The organism is Rhodococcus sp. NPDC060090, from assembly GCF_042729855.1.
Taxonomy (GTDB): domain Bacteria; phylum Actinomycetota; class Actinomycetes; order Mycobacteriales; family Mycobacteriaceae; genus Rhodococcus.
The window spans coordinates 228673-245665 of record NZ_JBHWXB010000002.1 but is presented as its reverse complement, the minus strand read 5'-3'; the positions used below and the strand labels follow the sequence as shown (position 1 = coordinate 245665).

19 protein-coding genes are annotated in these 16993 nt (G+C 64.8%); 7 read left to right on the top strand and 12 right to left on the bottom strand.

Going from position 1 to position 16993, the window contains the following annotated elements; all coding sequences use genetic code 11:
- Positions 1-58: 58 nt before the first annotated feature.
- A complete protein-coding gene (locus tag ACFWCF_RS03565; RefSeq protein ID WP_378557231.1) occupies positions 59-841 on the bottom strand; it encodes an IclR family transcriptional regulator in 783 nt (260 codons plus the stop codon).
- A gap of 198 nt (positions 842-1039) precedes the next feature.
- Here ACFWCF_RS03565 and ACFWCF_RS03560 point away from each other — a divergent pair, with 198 nt between their 5' ends.
- Together ACFWCF_RS03560 and ACFWCF_RS03555 are read left to right on the top strand one after the other, a co-directional pair.
- Positions 1040-1801, top strand: a complete 762-nt coding sequence (locus ACFWCF_RS03560) for a CoA transferase subunit A (RefSeq protein ID WP_378557228.1) — start codon at positions 1040-1042, stop codon at positions 1799-1801.
- A gap of 2 nt (positions 1802-1803) precedes the next feature.
- The gene (locus ACFWCF_RS03555) at positions 1804-2460 is read left to right on the top strand and encodes a CoA transferase subunit B (RefSeq protein ID WP_378557225.1); all 657 of its coding nucleotides are present in this window, start codon (positions 1804-1806) and stop codon (positions 2458-2460) included.
- Positions 2461-2494: 34 nt separating this feature from the next.
- On the opposite strand, the gene ACFWCF_RS03550 is transcribed toward ACFWCF_RS03555, so the two are convergent.
- The 8 genes from ACFWCF_RS03550 to ACFWCF_RS03515 form a co-directional block, all read right to left on the bottom strand.
- A complete protein-coding gene (locus ACFWCF_RS03550; protein WP_378557222.1) occupies positions 2495-2992 on the bottom strand; it encodes a DUF1992 domain-containing protein in 498 nt (165 codons plus the stop codon).
- A gap of 41 nt (positions 2993-3033) precedes the next feature.
- Complete coding sequence (locus ACFWCF_RS03545) at positions 3034-3420, bottom strand: VOC family protein (RefSeq protein ID WP_378490746.1); 387 nt, start codon at positions 3418-3420, stop codon at positions 3034-3036.
- Positions 3421-3553: 133 nt separating this feature from the next.
- Positions 3554-4030 (bottom strand): bacterioferritin, encoded by a 477-nt coding sequence (gene bfr, locus ACFWCF_RS03540; RefSeq protein WP_378490747.1) that lies wholly within the window; start codon positions 4028-4030, stop codon positions 3554-3556.
- Positions 4031-4079: 49 nt separating this feature from the next.
- On the bottom strand, positions 4080-4277 hold the full coding sequence (locus ACFWCF_RS03535) for a bacterioferritin-associated ferredoxin (protein WP_378490748.1): 198 nt from the start codon (positions 4275-4277) through the stop codon (positions 4080-4082).
- A gap of 139 nt (positions 4278-4416) precedes the next feature.
- Positions 4417-5172, bottom strand: a complete 756-nt coding sequence (locus ACFWCF_RS03530; RefSeq protein WP_378557219.1) for an AIM24 family protein — start codon at positions 5170-5172, stop codon at positions 4417-4419.
- Positions 5169-5873, bottom strand: coding sequence for an AIM24 family protein (locus tag ACFWCF_RS03525; RefSeq protein WP_378557216.1), 705 nt, complete (start codon positions 5871-5873; stop codon positions 5169-5171). The genes ACFWCF_RS03530 and ACFWCF_RS03525 overlap by 4 nt, the downstream gene beginning before the upstream one ends.
- 10 nt (positions 5874-5883) lie before the next feature.
- Positions 5884-6504, bottom strand: a complete 621-nt coding sequence (locus ACFWCF_RS03520) for an AIM24 family protein (protein WP_378557213.1) — start codon at positions 6502-6504, stop codon at positions 5884-5886.
- Between the two features lie 65 nt (positions 6505-6569).
- Complete coding sequence (locus tag ACFWCF_RS03515) at positions 6570-7022, bottom strand: Lrp/AsnC family transcriptional regulator (RefSeq protein WP_378490752.1); 453 nt, start codon at positions 7020-7022, stop codon at positions 6570-6572.
- Positions 7023-7145: 123 nt separating this feature from the next.
- Here ACFWCF_RS03515 and ACFWCF_RS03510 point away from each other — a divergent pair, with 123 nt between their 5' ends.
- Complete coding sequence (locus tag ACFWCF_RS03510; protein WP_378557718.1) at positions 7146-7763, top strand: LysE family translocator; 618 nt, start codon at positions 7146-7148, stop codon at positions 7761-7763.
- Positions 7764-7849: 86 nt separating this feature from the next.
- Here ACFWCF_RS03510 and ACFWCF_RS03505 read toward each other — a convergent pair whose 3' ends face one another.
- The 3 genes from ACFWCF_RS03505 to ACFWCF_RS03495 are packed head-to-tail and all read right to left on the bottom strand — an operon-like array spanning position 7850 to position 11482.
- Positions 7850-9007, bottom strand: a complete 1158-nt coding sequence (locus ACFWCF_RS03505) for an acyl-CoA dehydrogenase family protein (protein WP_378557210.1) — start codon at positions 9005-9007, stop codon at positions 7850-7852.
- Positions 9008-9047: 40 nt separating this feature from the next.
- Positions 9048-10241 (bottom strand): acyl-CoA dehydrogenase family protein, encoded by a 1194-nt coding sequence (locus ACFWCF_RS03500; RefSeq protein ID WP_378557207.1) that lies wholly within the window; start codon positions 10239-10241, stop codon positions 9048-9050.
- Positions 10238-11482, bottom strand: coding sequence for a CoA transferase (locus tag ACFWCF_RS03495; protein ID WP_378557204.1), 1245 nt, complete (start codon positions 11480-11482; stop codon positions 10238-10240). The genes ACFWCF_RS03500 and ACFWCF_RS03495 overlap by 4 nt, the downstream gene beginning before the upstream one ends.
- 313 nt (positions 11483-11795) lie before the next feature.
- On the opposite strand from ACFWCF_RS03495, the gene ACFWCF_RS03490 reads away from it, so the two are divergent.
- From ACFWCF_RS03490 to ACFWCF_RS03475, 4 genes are all read left to right on the top strand, one after another.
- Positions 11796-13166, top strand: a complete 1371-nt coding sequence (locus ACFWCF_RS03490) for an MFS transporter (RefSeq protein WP_378557201.1) — start codon at positions 11796-11798, stop codon at positions 13164-13166.
- A gap of 152 nt (positions 13167-13318) precedes the next feature.
- Positions 13319-14452, top strand: coding sequence for a thiolase family protein (locus ACFWCF_RS03485; protein WP_378557198.1), 1134 nt, complete (start codon positions 13319-13321; stop codon positions 14450-14452).
- A 33-nt stretch (positions 14453-14485) separates the two neighbouring features.
- Positions 14486-15250, top strand: coding sequence for an SDR family NAD(P)-dependent oxidoreductase (locus tag ACFWCF_RS03480; protein WP_378557195.1), 765 nt, complete (start codon positions 14486-14488; stop codon positions 15248-15250).
- Positions 15251-15264: 14 nt separating this feature from the next.
- On the top strand, positions 15265-16935 hold the full coding sequence (locus ACFWCF_RS03475; protein ID WP_378557192.1) for a class I adenylate-forming enzyme family protein: 1671 nt from the start codon (positions 15265-15267) through the stop codon (positions 16933-16935).
- Positions 16936-16993: the final 58 nt, after the last annotated feature.

The following is a 16993-nucleotide window of genomic DNA, read 5'->3' as shown; positions in this document are numbered from 1 at the left end:
GATCGAGACGAAGGATACATTCGCTCCGGTTGGGGGAGCGGTCCGGCGGGGCGGGCGATCACGTTCCGGGTCGGGGGCGTCGCCGGAGGAGCTGGGTGAGCCGGTGGGCGTGCTCGAGCAGCGCACTCCCCAGCTCGGACCGGCGATCGTCGCGGAAGCGGCTCTCCACACCGGTGATGCTGAGCGCCCACGTCGGGGTGTTGCGTTGATCGAACACGGCCGCGCCCATGCCCCAGCTGCCCTCGACGATGAGTGCGGGATTGACCGAGTATCCGGCCAGGCGGGTAGCGGCGATGCGCTTCTCGATGTCGTCTCTCGCGTGGTCGGGACCCCATTCGGTCGAGAGGTCGGTTCTCGACAGATACGCGCCGATGTCGCGATCGGGCAGATGCGACAGGATCGCCAGCCCGGCCGACGCAACGCCCAGGGGGAACCTGATTCCGACGTGCAGCACATGCGAGCGCAGCGGAAAGCTGCCTTCTTCGACGGCCAGGCATACGGTCTCATCGCCGCGTCGTGCGGAAAGGTAGGCGCTCTCCCCGGTTTCCCGGGCGAGATCGCGGAGGACGTTCCCGGCGAGTTCCGCGATGTCGTAGCGGGTGGCCGCGAGTGAACCGAGCAGGTACAGCTCCGGGCCCAACGTCCACTTCCCGTTGTCGCGGTGCCGGTCGACGAGCCCTTCATCTGCGAGTGTGGTCAGCAGACGATGGACCGTCGGTCTGGCGAGGTCGGTTTCGCGCGCGAGGTCGGAGGTCGGCACTCCGGCCGGTTCATGGGCGGAGACGGCTCGGAGGAGTACCGCCACCCTCCGGACCAGCTGTCCCTGAGCGCCCGACGTCATATCCACAGCATACGTCCACTCAGTGGACACTCTTCGGTGACGTGTTCGTTCAGCGATCAATACGCATGCGCCGTGTTCGAACCCCTTGCAATGTGACTGCCCGCACTATTTATTGGTACAGAGCAAGATGATGTGTTCATCCAGCGGACGCATCTGCCTCGGTGGCGATGCGACCCTCGGACCGGAGAGGTATTGGACTTGGCTTCCAAGGTATTCGACACGCCCCGGGCGGCCGTTGCGGACATTCCGTCGGGCGCGCTGCTCGCCGTCGGCGGTTTCGGGCTGTGCGGTATCCCCGACGAGCTGATCGCAGCGATTGCTGCCGGCGACGCCACCGACTTCGAGGTGTTCTCCAACAACTGCGGCGTCGACGGGCACGGGCTCGGAATTCTTCTCGGCGAGAAGCGGATCAGTCGGGTCACCGCGTCGTACGTCGGTGAGAACAAGGAGTTCGCGCGGCAGTACCTCTCCGGCGAGCTCGAGGTGGAGTTGACGCCGCAGGGCACCCTCGCGGAGAAACTCCGTGCCGGTGGTGCCGGTATTCCGGCGTTCTTCACCCCGGCGGGTGTGGGTACGCCGATTTCCGAGGGTGGTCTGCCGTGGCGGTACGCCGCCGACGGGTCCGTGGAGATCGCGTCGCCGGCGAAGGAGGTCCGTGAGTTCCGCGGCAAGCGGTATGTGCTCGAGGAGTCGATCAACGCGGATTACTCGTTGGTACACGCGCTCAAGGGCGACACCGAGGGCAATCTGGTATTCAACAAGGCGGCGATGAACTTCAACCCGCTCGCGGCGATGGCGGGCAAGGTGTGCATCGTGCAGGTCGAGGAACTCGTCGAACCGGGCGAGATCGATCCGGCGCAGGTGCATCTGCCGGGCGTGTTCGTCGACCGGATCGTGCACACGGGTGTGCAGGACAAGCAGATCGAGAAGCGCACCGTCAGCGCTGCGAAGGGAGCCTGAGTATGAGCACCAGCGTGGATACCACCGGAGCGGTCGGCTGGTCGCGTACCGAGATGGCGGCGCGTGCCGCGCGGGAACTGTCGCCGGGTGAGTATGTCAATCTCGGTATCGGCCTGCCGACCTTGATCCCGAACTATCTGTCCGAAGGTGTGCGGGTGACCCTGCACAGCGAGAACGGGATCCTGGGTACCGGGCGGTATCCGACCGAGGACGAGATCGATCCGGATCTGATCAACGCGGGTAAGGAGACCGTCACGGTCAATCCGGGTTCGGCGTTCTTCGATTCGTCGTTGAGTTTCGGGATGATCCGCGGCGGCCACATCGATACCGCCGTGCTCGGCGGCATGGAGGTTTCCCAGACGGGTGATCTGGCGAACTGGATGGTGCCCGGCAAGATGGTCAAGGGCATGGGCGGTGCGATGGATCTGGTGCACGGTGCCCGCAAGGTGATCGTCTTGATGGAGCACACCGACAAGCAGGGCAACCCGAAGATCGTCGAGAAGTGCTCGCTTCCGCTGACCGGTGAGGGCGTGGTGCAGCGGATCATCACGAATCTTGCCGTCGTCGATGTCACCGCCGGCGGCTTGAAGCTGGTCGAGACCGCACCGGGCGTGTCCGAGGAGCAGGTGCGGGCTGCAACCGGAGCCTCCCTGACGTAGCGCAGCCGACGCTGCCCGTGCGCGCTTGTGGTAGCTACCGCCGCCAGAACCACGCACGGGCAGCTTTGCTGCCCTTCTGGGTGGGTGGCTGCGACGGTGGCGTGGCCAGAGCTTCCTTCGCCTGCGTGCGCCGTCGTTGTCGCTCGATCCGCCAGGTTTCGAGCACGTCGTCGACGTCGACCTTGTGCAGCGGCACGGGTAGGCGCTGCGGCGAGAGCATGCACGCGGCGACCCGGCGGTTCAGATCGGCGACGATCTGTCGTACGTCCCGTTCGGTGGGCACCGTCCGCACGGACTCCGGCAGGCGTTCGATTTCCTTGCGCAACTGTAGTTCCGGTGGCAGCAGCGCCTCCCCCGGCAATCCCTCACGCTTGAGATAGTTCTTGATCCACCACATCTCGTCGTTCCCGTGATCCGGGATGGGTTTGCCTGCGCCGGGAAGATTGTCGAAGTCGCCGCGTTCCTGCGCGACGCGGATCTGTCGTTCGATCCACGTCTCGAAACTCACATCCGGACGCTTCCGCTCGGTCACGTTCACCAGGGTGCCATCACCCACAGTCCGATGCGAGCGCCTCAGGTCATGGCCGCTTTGGCTTCGTCGCTCAGATCGACGAGTTGTACGTAGTTGCCGTCGGGGTCGATCGCTGTAGCGAACAGGCTGCCGTCGCGATCCTCGAGCGGAGAATGCCATTTCGTGCCGAGTTCGTCGAGTCGGGCAACGATGTCTCGCGCACCGGAGACTTCGAGGTTGATGATCAGGCGTCCGGGCTCGGGATTGTGTGCGCCGATATCGGCGCGACGGTCGAGCATGACGTAGAAGCCGTCGAAATCGAGTACGTCGTAGGCGGGTTCGCCGGGTGTGCGCTCCGACTTCACCGAGAATGCGCTCACGTACCAGTCGCGCAGGCGCTCAGGGTTCGTGCTCGACAGAAGCATGCTGCCGAGGGAGGGTGCGGCCATGAGGTGTCCTTCCGGTGGGGGCCCGACGGGGTGCCGTGCCATCCAACGGATACCGACTGCCGAACCGGCCGGAACTCATCGCAGACGCATGTGAGGGCGACCCCGATGGGGCCGCCCTCACATGGTGTTGCTTTTATTCTTCCGGCGTCACATGCTTGGCCAGGTAGAGCGGCTCGCCGAGCTGCTCCAGCAGGTCGAGCTGGGTTTCCAGGTAGTCGATGTGCTCTTCTTCGTCGGCGAGAATCGACTCGAAGATGTTCGCCGACGTGATGTCGCTGACCGAACGCATGTACTCGGATCCCTTGCGGAGCCGATCACGCGCTTCGACCTCGACGATGAGATCCGATTCGAGCATCTCCTTGACGGTCTGACCCAGTCGCAGCGAACCGAGCCGCTGATAGTTGGGGAGTCCGTCGAGATACAGGATCCTGTCGGTGAGCGTCTCGGCGTGCCGCATCTCGTCGAACGACTCGGCGCGCGTGTGCGAGGCGAGTTTCGTCCATCCACGGTCTTCCTGCATCTTCGAGTGAAGAAAATACTGGTTGATCGCGGTGAGCTCGGCGGTGAGCTGCTCGTTGAGTAGTTCTATTACCTTCTTGTCGCCCTTCATGGCACCTCCCGGGGTGAACCATCGGGTTTCACCGCCGGATAGGGGCTGGCTACACGGCGGTCTCGAGTTCGATGATCTCACTCTGAGCGCGGGCTTGCCGGATGATCGCCGAGATGTTGCGGACGCAGTTGCCGCAGTCGGTGCCTGCTCGGCAGGCCGCACTCACTTCGCGGGTGCAGCGTGCGCCGGCTGCGACCTCGGCCTCGATGTGATGATGTGTGAGTGCGTGGCAACTGCAGACGATCATGAGCCACCATTCCTGTAACCGACGACAACTTCTTAGGTTGCCCAAACCTTACCTCCGGTTAGGCTACCCTAGTGTGTGATCGTAGTCACAAAAGTAAAGTGGTTGATCTGTGCTGTACCCAGTGTTGGCCAAGGGTGTGTTACTGCTGTTGCTGCTGTATCTGCTGCGACACCACCTGATTGATCCGCTGTAGTCCGCTCGACGACAAGCCGGGCAGATGACCCTCGATGGTGCGCACGATCGACGAATCGTGGATGACCTTCTCGCTCGACTGGATCAGCACCGTGCCCGCGCCGGTGAAATCGAACTGGCGTTCCTCCCCCGACTGCACACCGAATCGTCGCGCGCCCGCTGCCAGATGGCTGGTGATCCACGATTCGTCGTAGTGGTGGCTGGGCGAAGGGCAGTCGGCCCAGCCGACGAGGGCCTCAGGATCCACGCGTAGCGGCGGCTCGGCGAACATCACCGGCCCGTTCGACGACGCCAGGAACTTGCCGGTGCCGATCAGCGTGAGGAATCCGGGAACGATCGACTGGTTCAGCGACAGTCCCGGTTCGAACGCGAGCAGGCTGGCCTGCCGGATCGTGAGGTTGCCGGCGTCGAGATCGTACGAGTTGATGTCGTATCCGCGGTCGCCGAGGATCAGCTTGCCGTGACCGCTGGCCACGACGTAGTCCCCGAGGTACATCGGCGCCGAGAACTGCCGCGCCACCATCTGCAGGATCTGCCCGCTCAGGTCATGAGTGAGGGCGTTGAACTGCATCTGCCCGTAATAGGCGATCATCGCGCCTTTCGACAGGAACCAGGGCGACTGCAGATCGATGCTGAACGCATAACTGTTGCCGGGAACGTTGTCGCTGCCCACCAGGTGCGACGGATTCAGAATGGTGCTCACAGCTTCTCCTCCGATGCCTGCACATAGACGATGCCCTGGCCGGTGCATTCGAGCTGCATCGACTCACCTCCGGTGCGCCCCACATTGCGCCAGCTCATCGACGACTTCAGTTCGGTCCGTACCGCACCGTACGAGGCGACGTATGCCTGCGGATCGACGACAACCGGCGACGGTCCACCGACCTGCAGTTCGAATACGCCGCCGTGGGCGAGCAGCACGGCCGCGCCGTACCCGGACAGTGCAGTGGTGAACATGCCCTGACCGGTGACCGCACCGGCCGCGGCGCCGCGGAGCGCCCCGAACAGCCCGCCACCTCCACCGCCGCCCGAGGGTGTCGCGTTGGCCGACACCACAGAACTCTGCAGGCCTGCGGTGTGGGCAAGCAGTCGCGACGCCTCCACCCGGAGTTCCCCTCCGGCAGACATGTCGACGATGTGGGTCTCGAGGCCCTTGAAGCCGTAGTGCACGGTGCCCTTGCCCTGCGCGATCATCGTCGCTTCGTGCTCGCCCTGCAGCATCCGGCCTGCCATCCCCGCCATGCCGCCGAGCCCGGGGGTGCCGCCGACGCCGCCCGGAGTGCCGTGCGGAGCGAACTGCACGTCGCCGGTATAGAAGAGCATCGCGCCGCGTCGCGCGATGATGGGCCCCGACTGCATCAGCTCGACCCGCACGACCTTGCTGTTGATCTTCGTGAACGCCATGTTCCCGCCCTTACCGTTCCGCCGGTTGAATGGACACGACGCCGGTGCCCTCCCACCTGAGGGAGAACGCTTCACCGCTGCCCTGACCTATCGCCGACCGCCACGACACATCGGTCACGAACGATTGCGTCAGCATCCCTTTCGCGCACACGAATGCGTCGGGGTCGACGACGAGCGGGTACTGCGGCGACACCTCGAGATGGATGAGCGGGCCACCCGACGAGAGCAGCGCCACCTGACCGGATCCCGACACCGTGGTCGTGAACAGACCCTGCCCGCTCATTCCGCCGCGTACCCCGGCGAACGTGACGTTGGTATTGAGGTTCCCGTTGAGCGCGAGCAGCTGCTCGGATTCGACCTGCAACGTCTCGTTGTTCAACTCGAGCACTGTGGTGTCCTGCGCTCGGCGCGCGAGGTACACCACGCCGGTGCCCGCGCATTCCATGAGGGACAGACCTTCGCCGGTCGCGCGTTGGCGCAGGCCCGCCAGCACGCCGTCACCGCCGCCGAACCCCGCCGATTTGAACGTGATCTGCCCTTCGTACGCCACCATCGAACCCGACAGAGCACGGATGGTGGAGTTGTTCAGTTGGGCCTCGATCACGCGTTTCGATTTCTCGAGCAGTCGCATGGCGCGAAGAGTAGCGGCTCATGGTGACTGTGTCGTTTCGGGTCTACCGCGGCGTCGTTTCGGGCCTACAGAGGCAGGGGTCGATTCTCCACAACGCGTTTCATGACCAGCGTCGAACTCAGGCGCTGGACGCCGGGCAGTGCGGAAAGTTGTTCGTCGTAGAGCTCCTGGAAGGCCGAAAGATCGCGGGTGAGGACGCGCAGCAGATAATCCGGATCGCCGAACAGTCTTTGTGCCTGAATGACATTGGGGATCGTTGCCACGTCCGTCTCGAATGCGTCGAGGGTGATGCGTTCCGCCGTGTGCATCGTGACGAACACCAGGGCCTCGAAGGTGAGGCCGAGCGCGTTCGCGTCGAGCTGCGCGTGGTATCCGCTGATCGCTCCGTCGCGCTCCAATGCGCGTAGGCGCCGGTGGCAGGGCGAGATGCTCAGACGGACGCGATCGGCGAGCTCCGTGATGGTGAGACGACCGTCCTTCTGCAGCTCGGCAAGAATCTTCCTGTCAATTGCGTCCATGTGGAAGATCTTTCCTCAGAACGCCCATGCGAGGCGAGTACTTGCAAACAGATTCCAGGCGAAAATTCCTAATCTTTGTCCTGGGACTTGTCGTCCCGTCCACTGCACGGAAATGAGGTGACCATGGCTGCCGGTGTCGTTGTTGCGTTCTGGATGGTGTCCATACTGTTCGTGCTGATGCCCGGCGCGGACTGGGCCTACGCGATCACCGCGGGACTGCGGTATCGGAGTGTCGTGCCTGCGGTGAGCGGAATGCTGCTCGGGCACCTCGCGATGACCGCGGCCGTCGCGGCAGGAGTCGCGGCTGTGGTGGCGCAGTCGCCGGTGGTGCTCGCGGTGCTGTCTACCGTCGGTGCTGCGTATCTGATGTGGCTCGGGGTCGGGATGCTCACGGGTCCGTCGGTCATACAGGAAGGCGAACCGGGCGGAGCCGACTCGTGGACGCGGCAGACCGTCAAGGGTGTGGGAGTCAGCGGTCTCAACCCGAAGGTGTTCCTGTTGCTCCTGGCGTTACTGCCGCAGTTCACCGACCCGGCCGGGCCGTGGCCACTCGCGGCGCAGATCGTGATGCTCGGTGTGGTGCACGTGATCACATGCGCCGTGGTCTATCTGGGGGTCGGCGCGGGCGCGAAGCGCGTGCTGCGCGCCCGGCCGGCAGCGGCCACGATCGTGAGCAGGGTGTCGGGTGTGGTGATGCTCGCGCTCGGAACGGTGCTGGTGATCGACCAGGTTCTCCACTAGGACGCACGCGAAAGCGCGGACCGCGTTGCCTGTGAGACAACGCGACCCGCGCTTTCTGCGTGTGGCCGGCCTACAGCCCGATCACCTCACAAACCGAGGTCCTTCGCGATGATCGTCTTCATGACCTCGCTCGTACCGCCGTAGATGCGGGTGACGCGGGTGTCGGCGTACAGGCGCGCGATGGGGTACTCGGTGATGTATCCGTAGCCGCCGTGCAACTGCAGGCACTTGTCGATGATGCGTCCGGCGGTCTCCGTCGCGAACAGCTTCGCGCGTGCGGCGTCCGGCACGGTCAGTTCGTCACGATCATTGAGTTCGATCGCGTTGTCGACCATGATCTGCAGCGCCTGAAGCTCCGCAGAGCATTCCGCGAGCACGAACTTGGAGTTCTGGAACGAGGCAACGGGCTTACCGAATACTTTGCGGTCCTTGGTGTATGCAATGGCGTGGGCGATCGCTGCCGACGCAGTGGCGGCTGCACCGAACGCGATCGTCAGACGCTCCTGGGCGAGGTTCTGCGTGAGGTACGAGAAGGCCTTGCCCTCTTCGCCGAGCAGATCCGCGACCGGAACCTTGACGTCGTCGAACGACAGCTCGGCGGTGTCGGACGTCTTGAGGCCGATCTTCTTCAGCTTGCGGCCGACGGAGTAGCCCTCGCTCGAGGCATCCACCACGAGAATGGAGAGGCCGCCGCGACGGTCGTCCGGGTTGTACGGGGTCGTACGCGCGACGACGAGCAAGCGGTCGGCGAGTGCACCACCGGTGATGAACGTCTTCGATCCGTTGAGCACGTAGTGGCTGCCGTCTTCCGACAACTTTGCGCTGGTGGCAATGTTCGCAAGGTCGGAACCGGTGCCGGGTTCGGTCATCGCGATCGCGAACATCAGGTCGCCCGAAGCGAACCCGGGGAGCCAGCGCTGCTTCTGCTCCTCGGTCGCGTTCTGCATGATGTACGGCAGGATCAGGTTCGAGTGCACCGACGACGAGCCGAAGGACGCGCCCGCAGCCGACGCCTCCTCCGCGAGGATCACGTTGAACTTCAGCGACTGCTCGCCGCCGCCACCGTATTCTTCGGGAACCTGGATGCCGAGGAATCCGAGTTCGCCCATGCGGCGGTAGAAGTCACGCGGGGGATGTCCCTCCTCTTCCCACTGCTCGTAGACCGGCGTGACCTCCTTCGCGATGAAGGTGCGAACCGTATCGCGGAATGCTTCGTGATCCTCGTTGAACACCGTACGCTGCACGGATTTTCCTTCCGGGTGTATGTGTGACAGGGCAGCTGAACTACAGCGCGTATTCGCGGAGGATGCCCTTGCTGATGATCGTCTTCTGGATCTCGCTGGTGCCCTCACCGATGAGCAGGAACGGGGCCTCACGCATGAGCCGCTCGATCTCGTACTCCTTGGAATAGCCGTAGCCGCCGTGGATGCGGAAACTCGCCTGCGTCACCTCGGAGCAGTATTCGCTCGTCAGGTACTTGGCCATGCCTGCCGCAACGTCGTTGCGCTCGCCCGAATCTTTCAGGCGTGCAGCGTTGACCATCATCAGGTGCGCGGCCTCGACCTTGGTGGCCATCTCGGCGAGGGAGAACCCGATCGCCTGATGCTGCGCGATCGGCTTACCGAACGTGGTGCGCTGCTGTGCATATCGCACCGCTAGCTCGAACGCGCGGATTGCGACACCGCATGCGCGAGCGGAGACGTTGACGCGCCCGACCTCGACACCGTCCATCATCTGGAAGAAGCCGCGACCCGGCTCGCCGCCGAGGATCGTGTCGGCCGACGCCTTGTAGTTGTCGAAGACGAGCTCGGTGGTGTCGATGCCCTTGTAGCCCATCTTGTCGATCTTGCCGGGGATCGTCAGACCCGGAGCGACCTCGCCGAACCCGGCGGGCTTCTCGACCAGGAACGCCGTGAGGTTCTTGTGGGCTTTGTCGGAGCCCTCCTCGGTCTTGACGAGCGCGGCGACGAGGGTGGAGCTACCGCCGTTGGTGAGCCACATCTTCTGGCCGTTGATGACGTAGTTGCCGTCGGCGTCGCGCTTGGCCTTGGTGCGGATCGCAGCGACGTCGGAGCCGAGTTCCGGTTCGGACATCGAGAATGCGCCCCGCACCTCGCCGGTCGCCATACGCGGCAAGAAGTGCTGCTTCTGCGCCTCGGTGCCGTGCTGGCGGATCATGTACGCGACGATGAAGTGCGTGTTGATGACCCCGGAGACACTCATCCAGCCGCGCGCGAGCTCCTCGACGCACAGCGCGTAGGTCAGCAGTGATTCGCCGAGCCCGCCGTACTCCTCGGGGATCATCAGACCGAACAGACCCATCTCGCGCATCTGATCGACGATTGCCTGTGGGTAGGTGTCGGAATGCTCGAGTTCCTGTGCGTTCGGGATGATCTCGCGGTCGACGAACCGTCGGACATTGTCGAGGATCTCGGACTGGAACTCGGTCAGTCCGATGGTCTGGGCGAGGCGGGTCATACGTTGTCCTTCTGCTTGGTACGGACGGCGCCGGCAGCGGCGAGGGCATCGATCTCGTCGTCGGTCAGACCGAGGTGGTCGGACAGGACAGCGGCAGTGTCGTCGCCGTTCGCGGGGGCGGGGCGGACGGCCGGGTGGACGCCGTCGAACGACATGGGTGTGCTGGCTGCAGAGTAGGTGCCGATGCGCGGCTGGTCGAGTTGCTGGAACATCGGATTCTTCGTCACCAGTGGGTCGGCGGCGAGCTCGGCGAATGTGCGGTAACGCTCGTGCAGGATCGAGGTTCCGTCGAGCGCGGCTTCGACCTCGGTTGCCGTCCGTGCAGCGAACCACGGCGAGAACAGGCCGTTCAGCACTGCCCGGTGCTTGTAGCGCTCGCCTTCGTCGCGGAAATCGGCGCCCAGCGCGGCTTCCACAGCGGTGACGGCCGCGGTCGTGCCGGTCAGTTCGGTGAGGTCGCGGAAGTGTCGCGGGGTCAGTGCAACGGTCATGAACCGGGCGCCGTCCGAGGTCGCGAAGTCGCAGCCGTAGGTGCCGTAGACCGCATTGCCGACGCGGCCTCGGCCCGTCAGGCCGAGCTGGGCCTCGGCAATGTAGCCGAGATTGCCGACCGTTGCGAATGCGACATCCTCCAGGGGGAGAACGATTTTGGTTCCGGCGCCGGTGATCTCGCGGCGGTACACCGCGGACGCGATGGACAGCGCGGCGTAGAGGCCGCACGAGACATCCCACGCAGGCAACACGTGGTTGACGGGGTCGTCGAGATTCTCGGGTCCGGTGACCTGGGGGAACCCGGCGGCGGCGTTGACGGTGTAGTCGACGGCGCCGGTGCCGTCGGCGCGTCCGAGGACCTGCACGTGGATCAGGTCGGGGCGGATCGCGGCGAGCTCGTCGTAGTCGAGCCAGTCGCGTCCGGCCTGGTTGGTGACGACGATGCCCGCGTCGATGATGAGGTCGCGAATAACTTTGTGGGCCTGGGGGTCACGAAAGTTCGCGGCGAACGAGCGCTTGCCCTTGTTCAGATTCGCCCAGTAGATCGACTCCCCGTCCTCGGTCAGCGGCCAGCGCTTGTAGTCGGCGGCTCCGCCGATCGGGTCGATACGGATGACATCGGCGCCGAGTGCGGCGAGGGTCATGCCGCACAGCGGGGCAGCCACGAAGCTCGATACTTCGACCACCCGTACTCCCGCAAGGGGTGCGGTGGACGAGGGGAGCTCGTCGGTGGAGGCGGTGGAGTTCATGGCGTCCTGTCCTCGTCGGTCACGGTGCGTTCGGGCATGCGTGACCCGAATTGGTATCCCAGTCAGCATGCAACAGCTTTCGGGGGTGGACCAGCACCGATCGGCTATCGATCGGTTAGCGCAGACCAATATCTCCGTCGATTGTGATGGGTCATAGGTTCTGGTGATCGATCTGTTCGCGTAAGGCTCTTTGCGCTCGGTGAGTTCGGTCACGTTGAATGAATTCCAACGCCAGGCGTGACGTTCCACGCCGATTGCGAGGCAGAGTGCGGCCCGCGTCGGTTTTCCTCCGAGTCTTTGAAGGGACTCCCACGTGACCACAGGTGAAGTCGTGAACGGTACCGCGAGTACCCACGATGGCCCCGGGCCATCCGAATCCAAGACACCGTTCAAGGTGACACCCGGCAAAGCATGGGGCATGACCGGGCTGGTCATCTTCCTCTACGTCGTGAACTACGCCGACAAGGCAGTGCTCGGCATCATCGCCCAGCCGCTCGCCCGTGAATTCGGGCTGACGTCGTCGCAGATCGGCCTGGTCGGTTCGCTGTTCTTCGTGACGTTCACGATCGGCGGCTTCCTCGCCGGACCGCTCGAGAAGAAGCTGACTCTCAAGTGGGCCCTGCTCGCGCTCGGCCTGACCTGGTCGGTGGTGATGCTGCCGCTCGTCGTCACCGGCGGTTTCGTGGTGCTCGTCGTGTGCCGCATGCTGCTCGGTCTGGGCGAAGGCCCCAGCTCGGCGCTCATGCACACCGCCACGTACTCGTGGCATCCGCCTGCCAAGCGCGGTCTGCCCGGTGCGTTCCTCGCCGGTTCCGCCTCGGTCGCCAAGATCGCGCTCGCTCCGGTCCTGACCTTCATCACCGTGGAATACGGCTGGCGGATGGCCATCGTCGCGCTGTCGGTTCTCGGCCTGGTGTGGATAGCGTGCTGGATTCCCGGCTTCAAGGAAGGCCCCTTCACGTCCAAGGCCGTCAAGGGTGCCGATGCCGCTGTGGGGTCCGCGCCGACCGAGCCGTCCGTGCCGTGGCGCAAGATCTTCCTCACCCGCACCTTCGTGACCTGCGCAGTTCTGATCATGGTCGTCTATGCACTCACCACCGTGGTGCTCACGTGGCTGCCGTCCTACTTCGAGGTCGGCCTCGGCTACAGCGCCCTGCAGGCCGGCTCGATGTTCGCGCTGCCGTCCATCGTCGGACTGTTCCTGATGATCTCGTCGGGCACCATCACCGACCGTCTGCGTGGACGCGGACACACCTCACGCGTGGTCCGCATCATCGTTCCCAGCGTCGGCGTGCTCATCTGCGGTTCGATTCTGATCTTCCTCCCGTCGATCGGAACCCCCGGCATCGCGGTTGCGGTCGTCTCCATCGGCTACGGTTTCGGCGCCATCGCCTTCCCGCTGATCAACGCCGCGATCTCCGAGCTGTGCCCGCCGCAGCAGACCGCAGGCACGATGGGCGTGTTCCTTGCGCTCATGGCAGTCGGTGGCCTGGTTGCCCCTTACGGCACCGGCGTGATCGTCGACAACGCCGCGACCGCAGCCGAGGGCTATGCCACCTCGTTCCAGATCATCGGCGTCCTCGGTGCGATCGCCGCGGTGCTCGTGCTCGTGTTCGCCAACCCGGAACGTGACCGCAAGATCATCCGCAGCGTTGCCGGACCTTCCGGCATAGCTTCCGCCTAACGGAAGCTTCCGCCGAAAGACTTTCCCTCACCGGCCGGGTGCGTGGTCTCCTCGACGTGAGGGCCACCACCCGGCCGGCTGCTTTTCCCGGTGCTCGCTCCACCGGTTGCCCACCAGACCGATTTGTTCGATTTAACAAAGGACCGATCCACATGCGCGATGCCGTGATCGTCGATGCCGTCCGTTCCCCCATCGGACGCCGCAACGGTGCCCTGTCCGAAATTCACCCCGTCGACCTCTCGGCTCATGTGCTCCGCGCACTCGCCGAACGCACCGGACTCGACCCGGCGTCTGTCGACGACGTCCAGTGGGGTTGTGTGAGCCAGGTGGGGGCGCAGGCCGGAATCGTGTCGCGTAGCGCAGTGTTCGCAGCGGGCTGGCCGGTGTCGGTGCCCGCCACCACCATCAACCGCGCATGCGGGTCGAGCCAGCAGACCGTGTCGTTCGCCGCCGCATCCGTGATCGCCGACCAGGCCGACGTCGTCGTTGCCGGTGGTGTCGAGTCGATGTCACTCGTTCCGATGGGGAGCGCGGTGAAGAACCCCGGCGAGAACTACCCGCCGGCGGTGCTCGAACGGTTCGGTATCGACGGATTCAGCCAGGGTATCGGCGCCGAGATGATTGCTGACAAGTGGGGCTTCACCCGCACCCAACTCGACGAATTCTCGCTCCGCTCCCACGAACTCTCCGCGGCCGCGACCGATGCCGGTGCGTTCGAGAAGCAGATCGCGCCGATCGCGGGTCTGAACACCGATGAGGGCATCCGCCGCGGAGGCACCCTCGAATCGCTCGGCAAGCTCAAGACCGTGTTCAAGGAGGACGGCGTCATCCACGCCGGCAACTCCTCGCAGATCTCCGACGGTGCCGGTGCCCTCCTGATCACCACCAGCGAATACGCCGCGCAGCAGGGATGGACCCCGCTCGCGCGCATCCACACCGCAGTTGTGGCTGCCGACGACCCGGTCGTGATGCTCACAGGCCCGATTGCTGCAACCGAGAAGGCCCTTGCGAAGTCGGGACTGTCCATCGACGACATCGGCGCATTCGAGATCAACGAGGCCTTCGCGCCCGTACCGCTCGCATGGCTCGCCGAGACCGGCGCGAAGCTCGATCGGCTCAACCCGCTCGGCGGCGCGATCGGTGTCGGCCATCCGCTCGGTGGCTCGGGTGCGATCCTCATGACCCGCCTCGTACACCACATGCGCGACAACGGAATCCGCTACGGCCTGCAGTCGATGTGCGAGGCCGGCGGCATGGCCAACGCCACCATTCTCGAACTGCTCTGATATCCGCTTACTCACTTAGAGGATCGAAAAACCATGGAACTCAAAGGTCTTTCCGTCGCAGTGACCGGTGGTGCTTCCGGTCTCGGACTCGCCACCGCTCATCGTGTGCTCGCCGCGGGTGGCAACGTCACCCTCATCGATCTGCCGTCGTCGAACGGTGCCGATGTCGCCAAGGATCTCGGTGACGGCGCGACGTTCGCCGGTGCGGATGTCACCGATGCGGAGCAGTTCGCTGCCGCACTCGATGTCGCCCACGAGCGCGGTGGTCTGCGCGGAGTTGTGCATTGCGCAGGCGCAGGCCGCAAGATGCGGATTCTCGACAAGGAGGGCAAGGCCGGGTCGCTCGAGGACTTCGAGTTCGTCATCCGCCTCAACCTGATCGGTTCGTTCAACGCGCTGCGCCTCGGCGCCGAGCGCATGGCGCAGCTCGAGCCGATCGACGGTGAGCGCGGTGTGGTCGTGATGACCGCGTCGGCAGCGGCGTACGAAGGCCAGATCGGCCAGATCAACTACTCGGCATCCAAGGCAGGAATCGTCGGCATGACGATCGTCGCTGCCCGCGATCTTGCGAGCAAGAACATTCGTGTCAACACGATCGCCCCCGGCATCATGGACACGCCGCTGCTCGCACGTCTTCGCGACGATGTCCGTGCATCGCTCGAGGCCACCGTGCCGAACCCGTCGCGGATGGGCCGCCCGGACGAGTTCGGGCGTATGGCCACGTCGATCCTCGAGAACGGCTACCTCAACGGCGAGACCATCCGACTCGACGGTGCCATTCGCATGGCACCGCGCTGATCCGGGAATCGACGATGACTTCCGCTCGATCAGAATGGTTGGACACCGCGTTGTCCTACCCGCAGACATCGATGACGGTGTGGGCGCCGAGTATGTCGGCCATGTACGGGGACCGTGCCGCGGTCGTCGACGGTGACCGCGTTCTGTCGTATCGCGAGCTCGACGAGAAGTCGGCGCAGTTCGCAGGTGCGTTGAGTGCGGCAGGCGTCGTCGAACACGACGTCGTGCTCATGCACCTCGGCAACTGCGCCGACTTCCACGTCGCGTACTACGGTGCGTTGCGGGTCGGTGCCGCGGTGACTCTCGTGAATCCGCTTCAGCCCCAGCCCGGTCTGCGTCGTCAGATCGAAGAGACCGGAGCCGTCGCGGCCGTCACGCAATCGCAGCAGTTCGATACGCTGCTGGGCGCGTCGGCGGACACGACGATCCGTCTCATCGCGGTCGTGTCGGACGACTCGGTCGAGGCCGGGGCAGTCGACACGATACAGTTCGACACGGTGCAGTTCGACGAGTTGCTGGCTCGTCACTCCACCGAATTCGTGCCCGCGCAGGTGAGCGGCGATGACGTCGCACATATCGCGTACACCGGTGGCACCACAGGCATTTCGAAGGGTGTTCGGGTTCTTCACCGCAACGTCGTCGGCAACGTGACGCAGATGTGCGGGTGGCGTGCCGGGTACCAGACAGTCGTGAACGACGGGCTGGTGTCGCTCGAGAAGATCGACGGCCTCGACATCGCGGGCGTCGTTCCCGGCGAGGGGGCGACGATCGTCGTGTCGCCGCTGTTCCACGCACATGCGCTGATCAATACGTCGTTCCTGCTGGCGTGCGGTCTCACTCAGGTGCTCGCGGGCCGCTTCGATCCGGCCCGCATGCTCGAGCTGATCGAGATCCATCGCGCCAGTTACATCACGGGCAGCCCCGCGATGTGGCACGCGCTGGCCACGCACCCGGATGTCGCGACCCGCGACCTGTCCACGGTGCGGGTGGTGTCGTCCGGTGCGGCCCCGATCGATCACGTCACGCTCGAAGCGCTCGGCGTTGCGTTCCCCAACGCGACGATCGCCGAGGGTTACGGCCTGACCGAAGGCACGTGCGTCGTCACGGCGATGCCGCTCGTCCGGGGCCTCGGCTACCGGATCGGTAGCGTCGGCCTTCCCGTGTTCGACACGCAGATCGAGATCCGCCCGCAAGGCGATACGACCGCGACGGTCGGGCCGAACGAACGCGGCGAACTGTGGATCCGTGGCCCTCAGGTCACCGACGGCTATCTCGGACACCCCGAGATCACGGCCGAGCAGTACGTGGACGGCTGGCTCGCGACCGGCGACATCGCCTACCGCGACGACGACGGCTACCTGTTCATCGCAGACCGCGCGAAGGACATGCTGATCTACAAGGGCTACAACGTGTATCCGCGTGAGCTCGAGGAGATCCTCGTGACGCACCCGTCCGTGTCGACGGCCGCGGTGGTCGGTCGCGATGTGGGTGCGACGGGTCAGGAGCCCGTGGCGTTCGTCGTGCCGCTCGCCGGTGCCGACGTCGACGAGGACGAGCTCATGGCCTACGTGGCCGAGCGGGTCCTGCCGTACAAGAAGATTCGCGACGTCGTGGTGCTCGATTCCCTCCCCACGTCGGCGGCAGGGAAGATCCTCAAGACCGACCTACGCGCCCAGTTGGCGTAGCGCGTTTCAGAGCCGGTCGATCCGCACACGGAAAAGGCAGCCACACCCCGTCGACGGG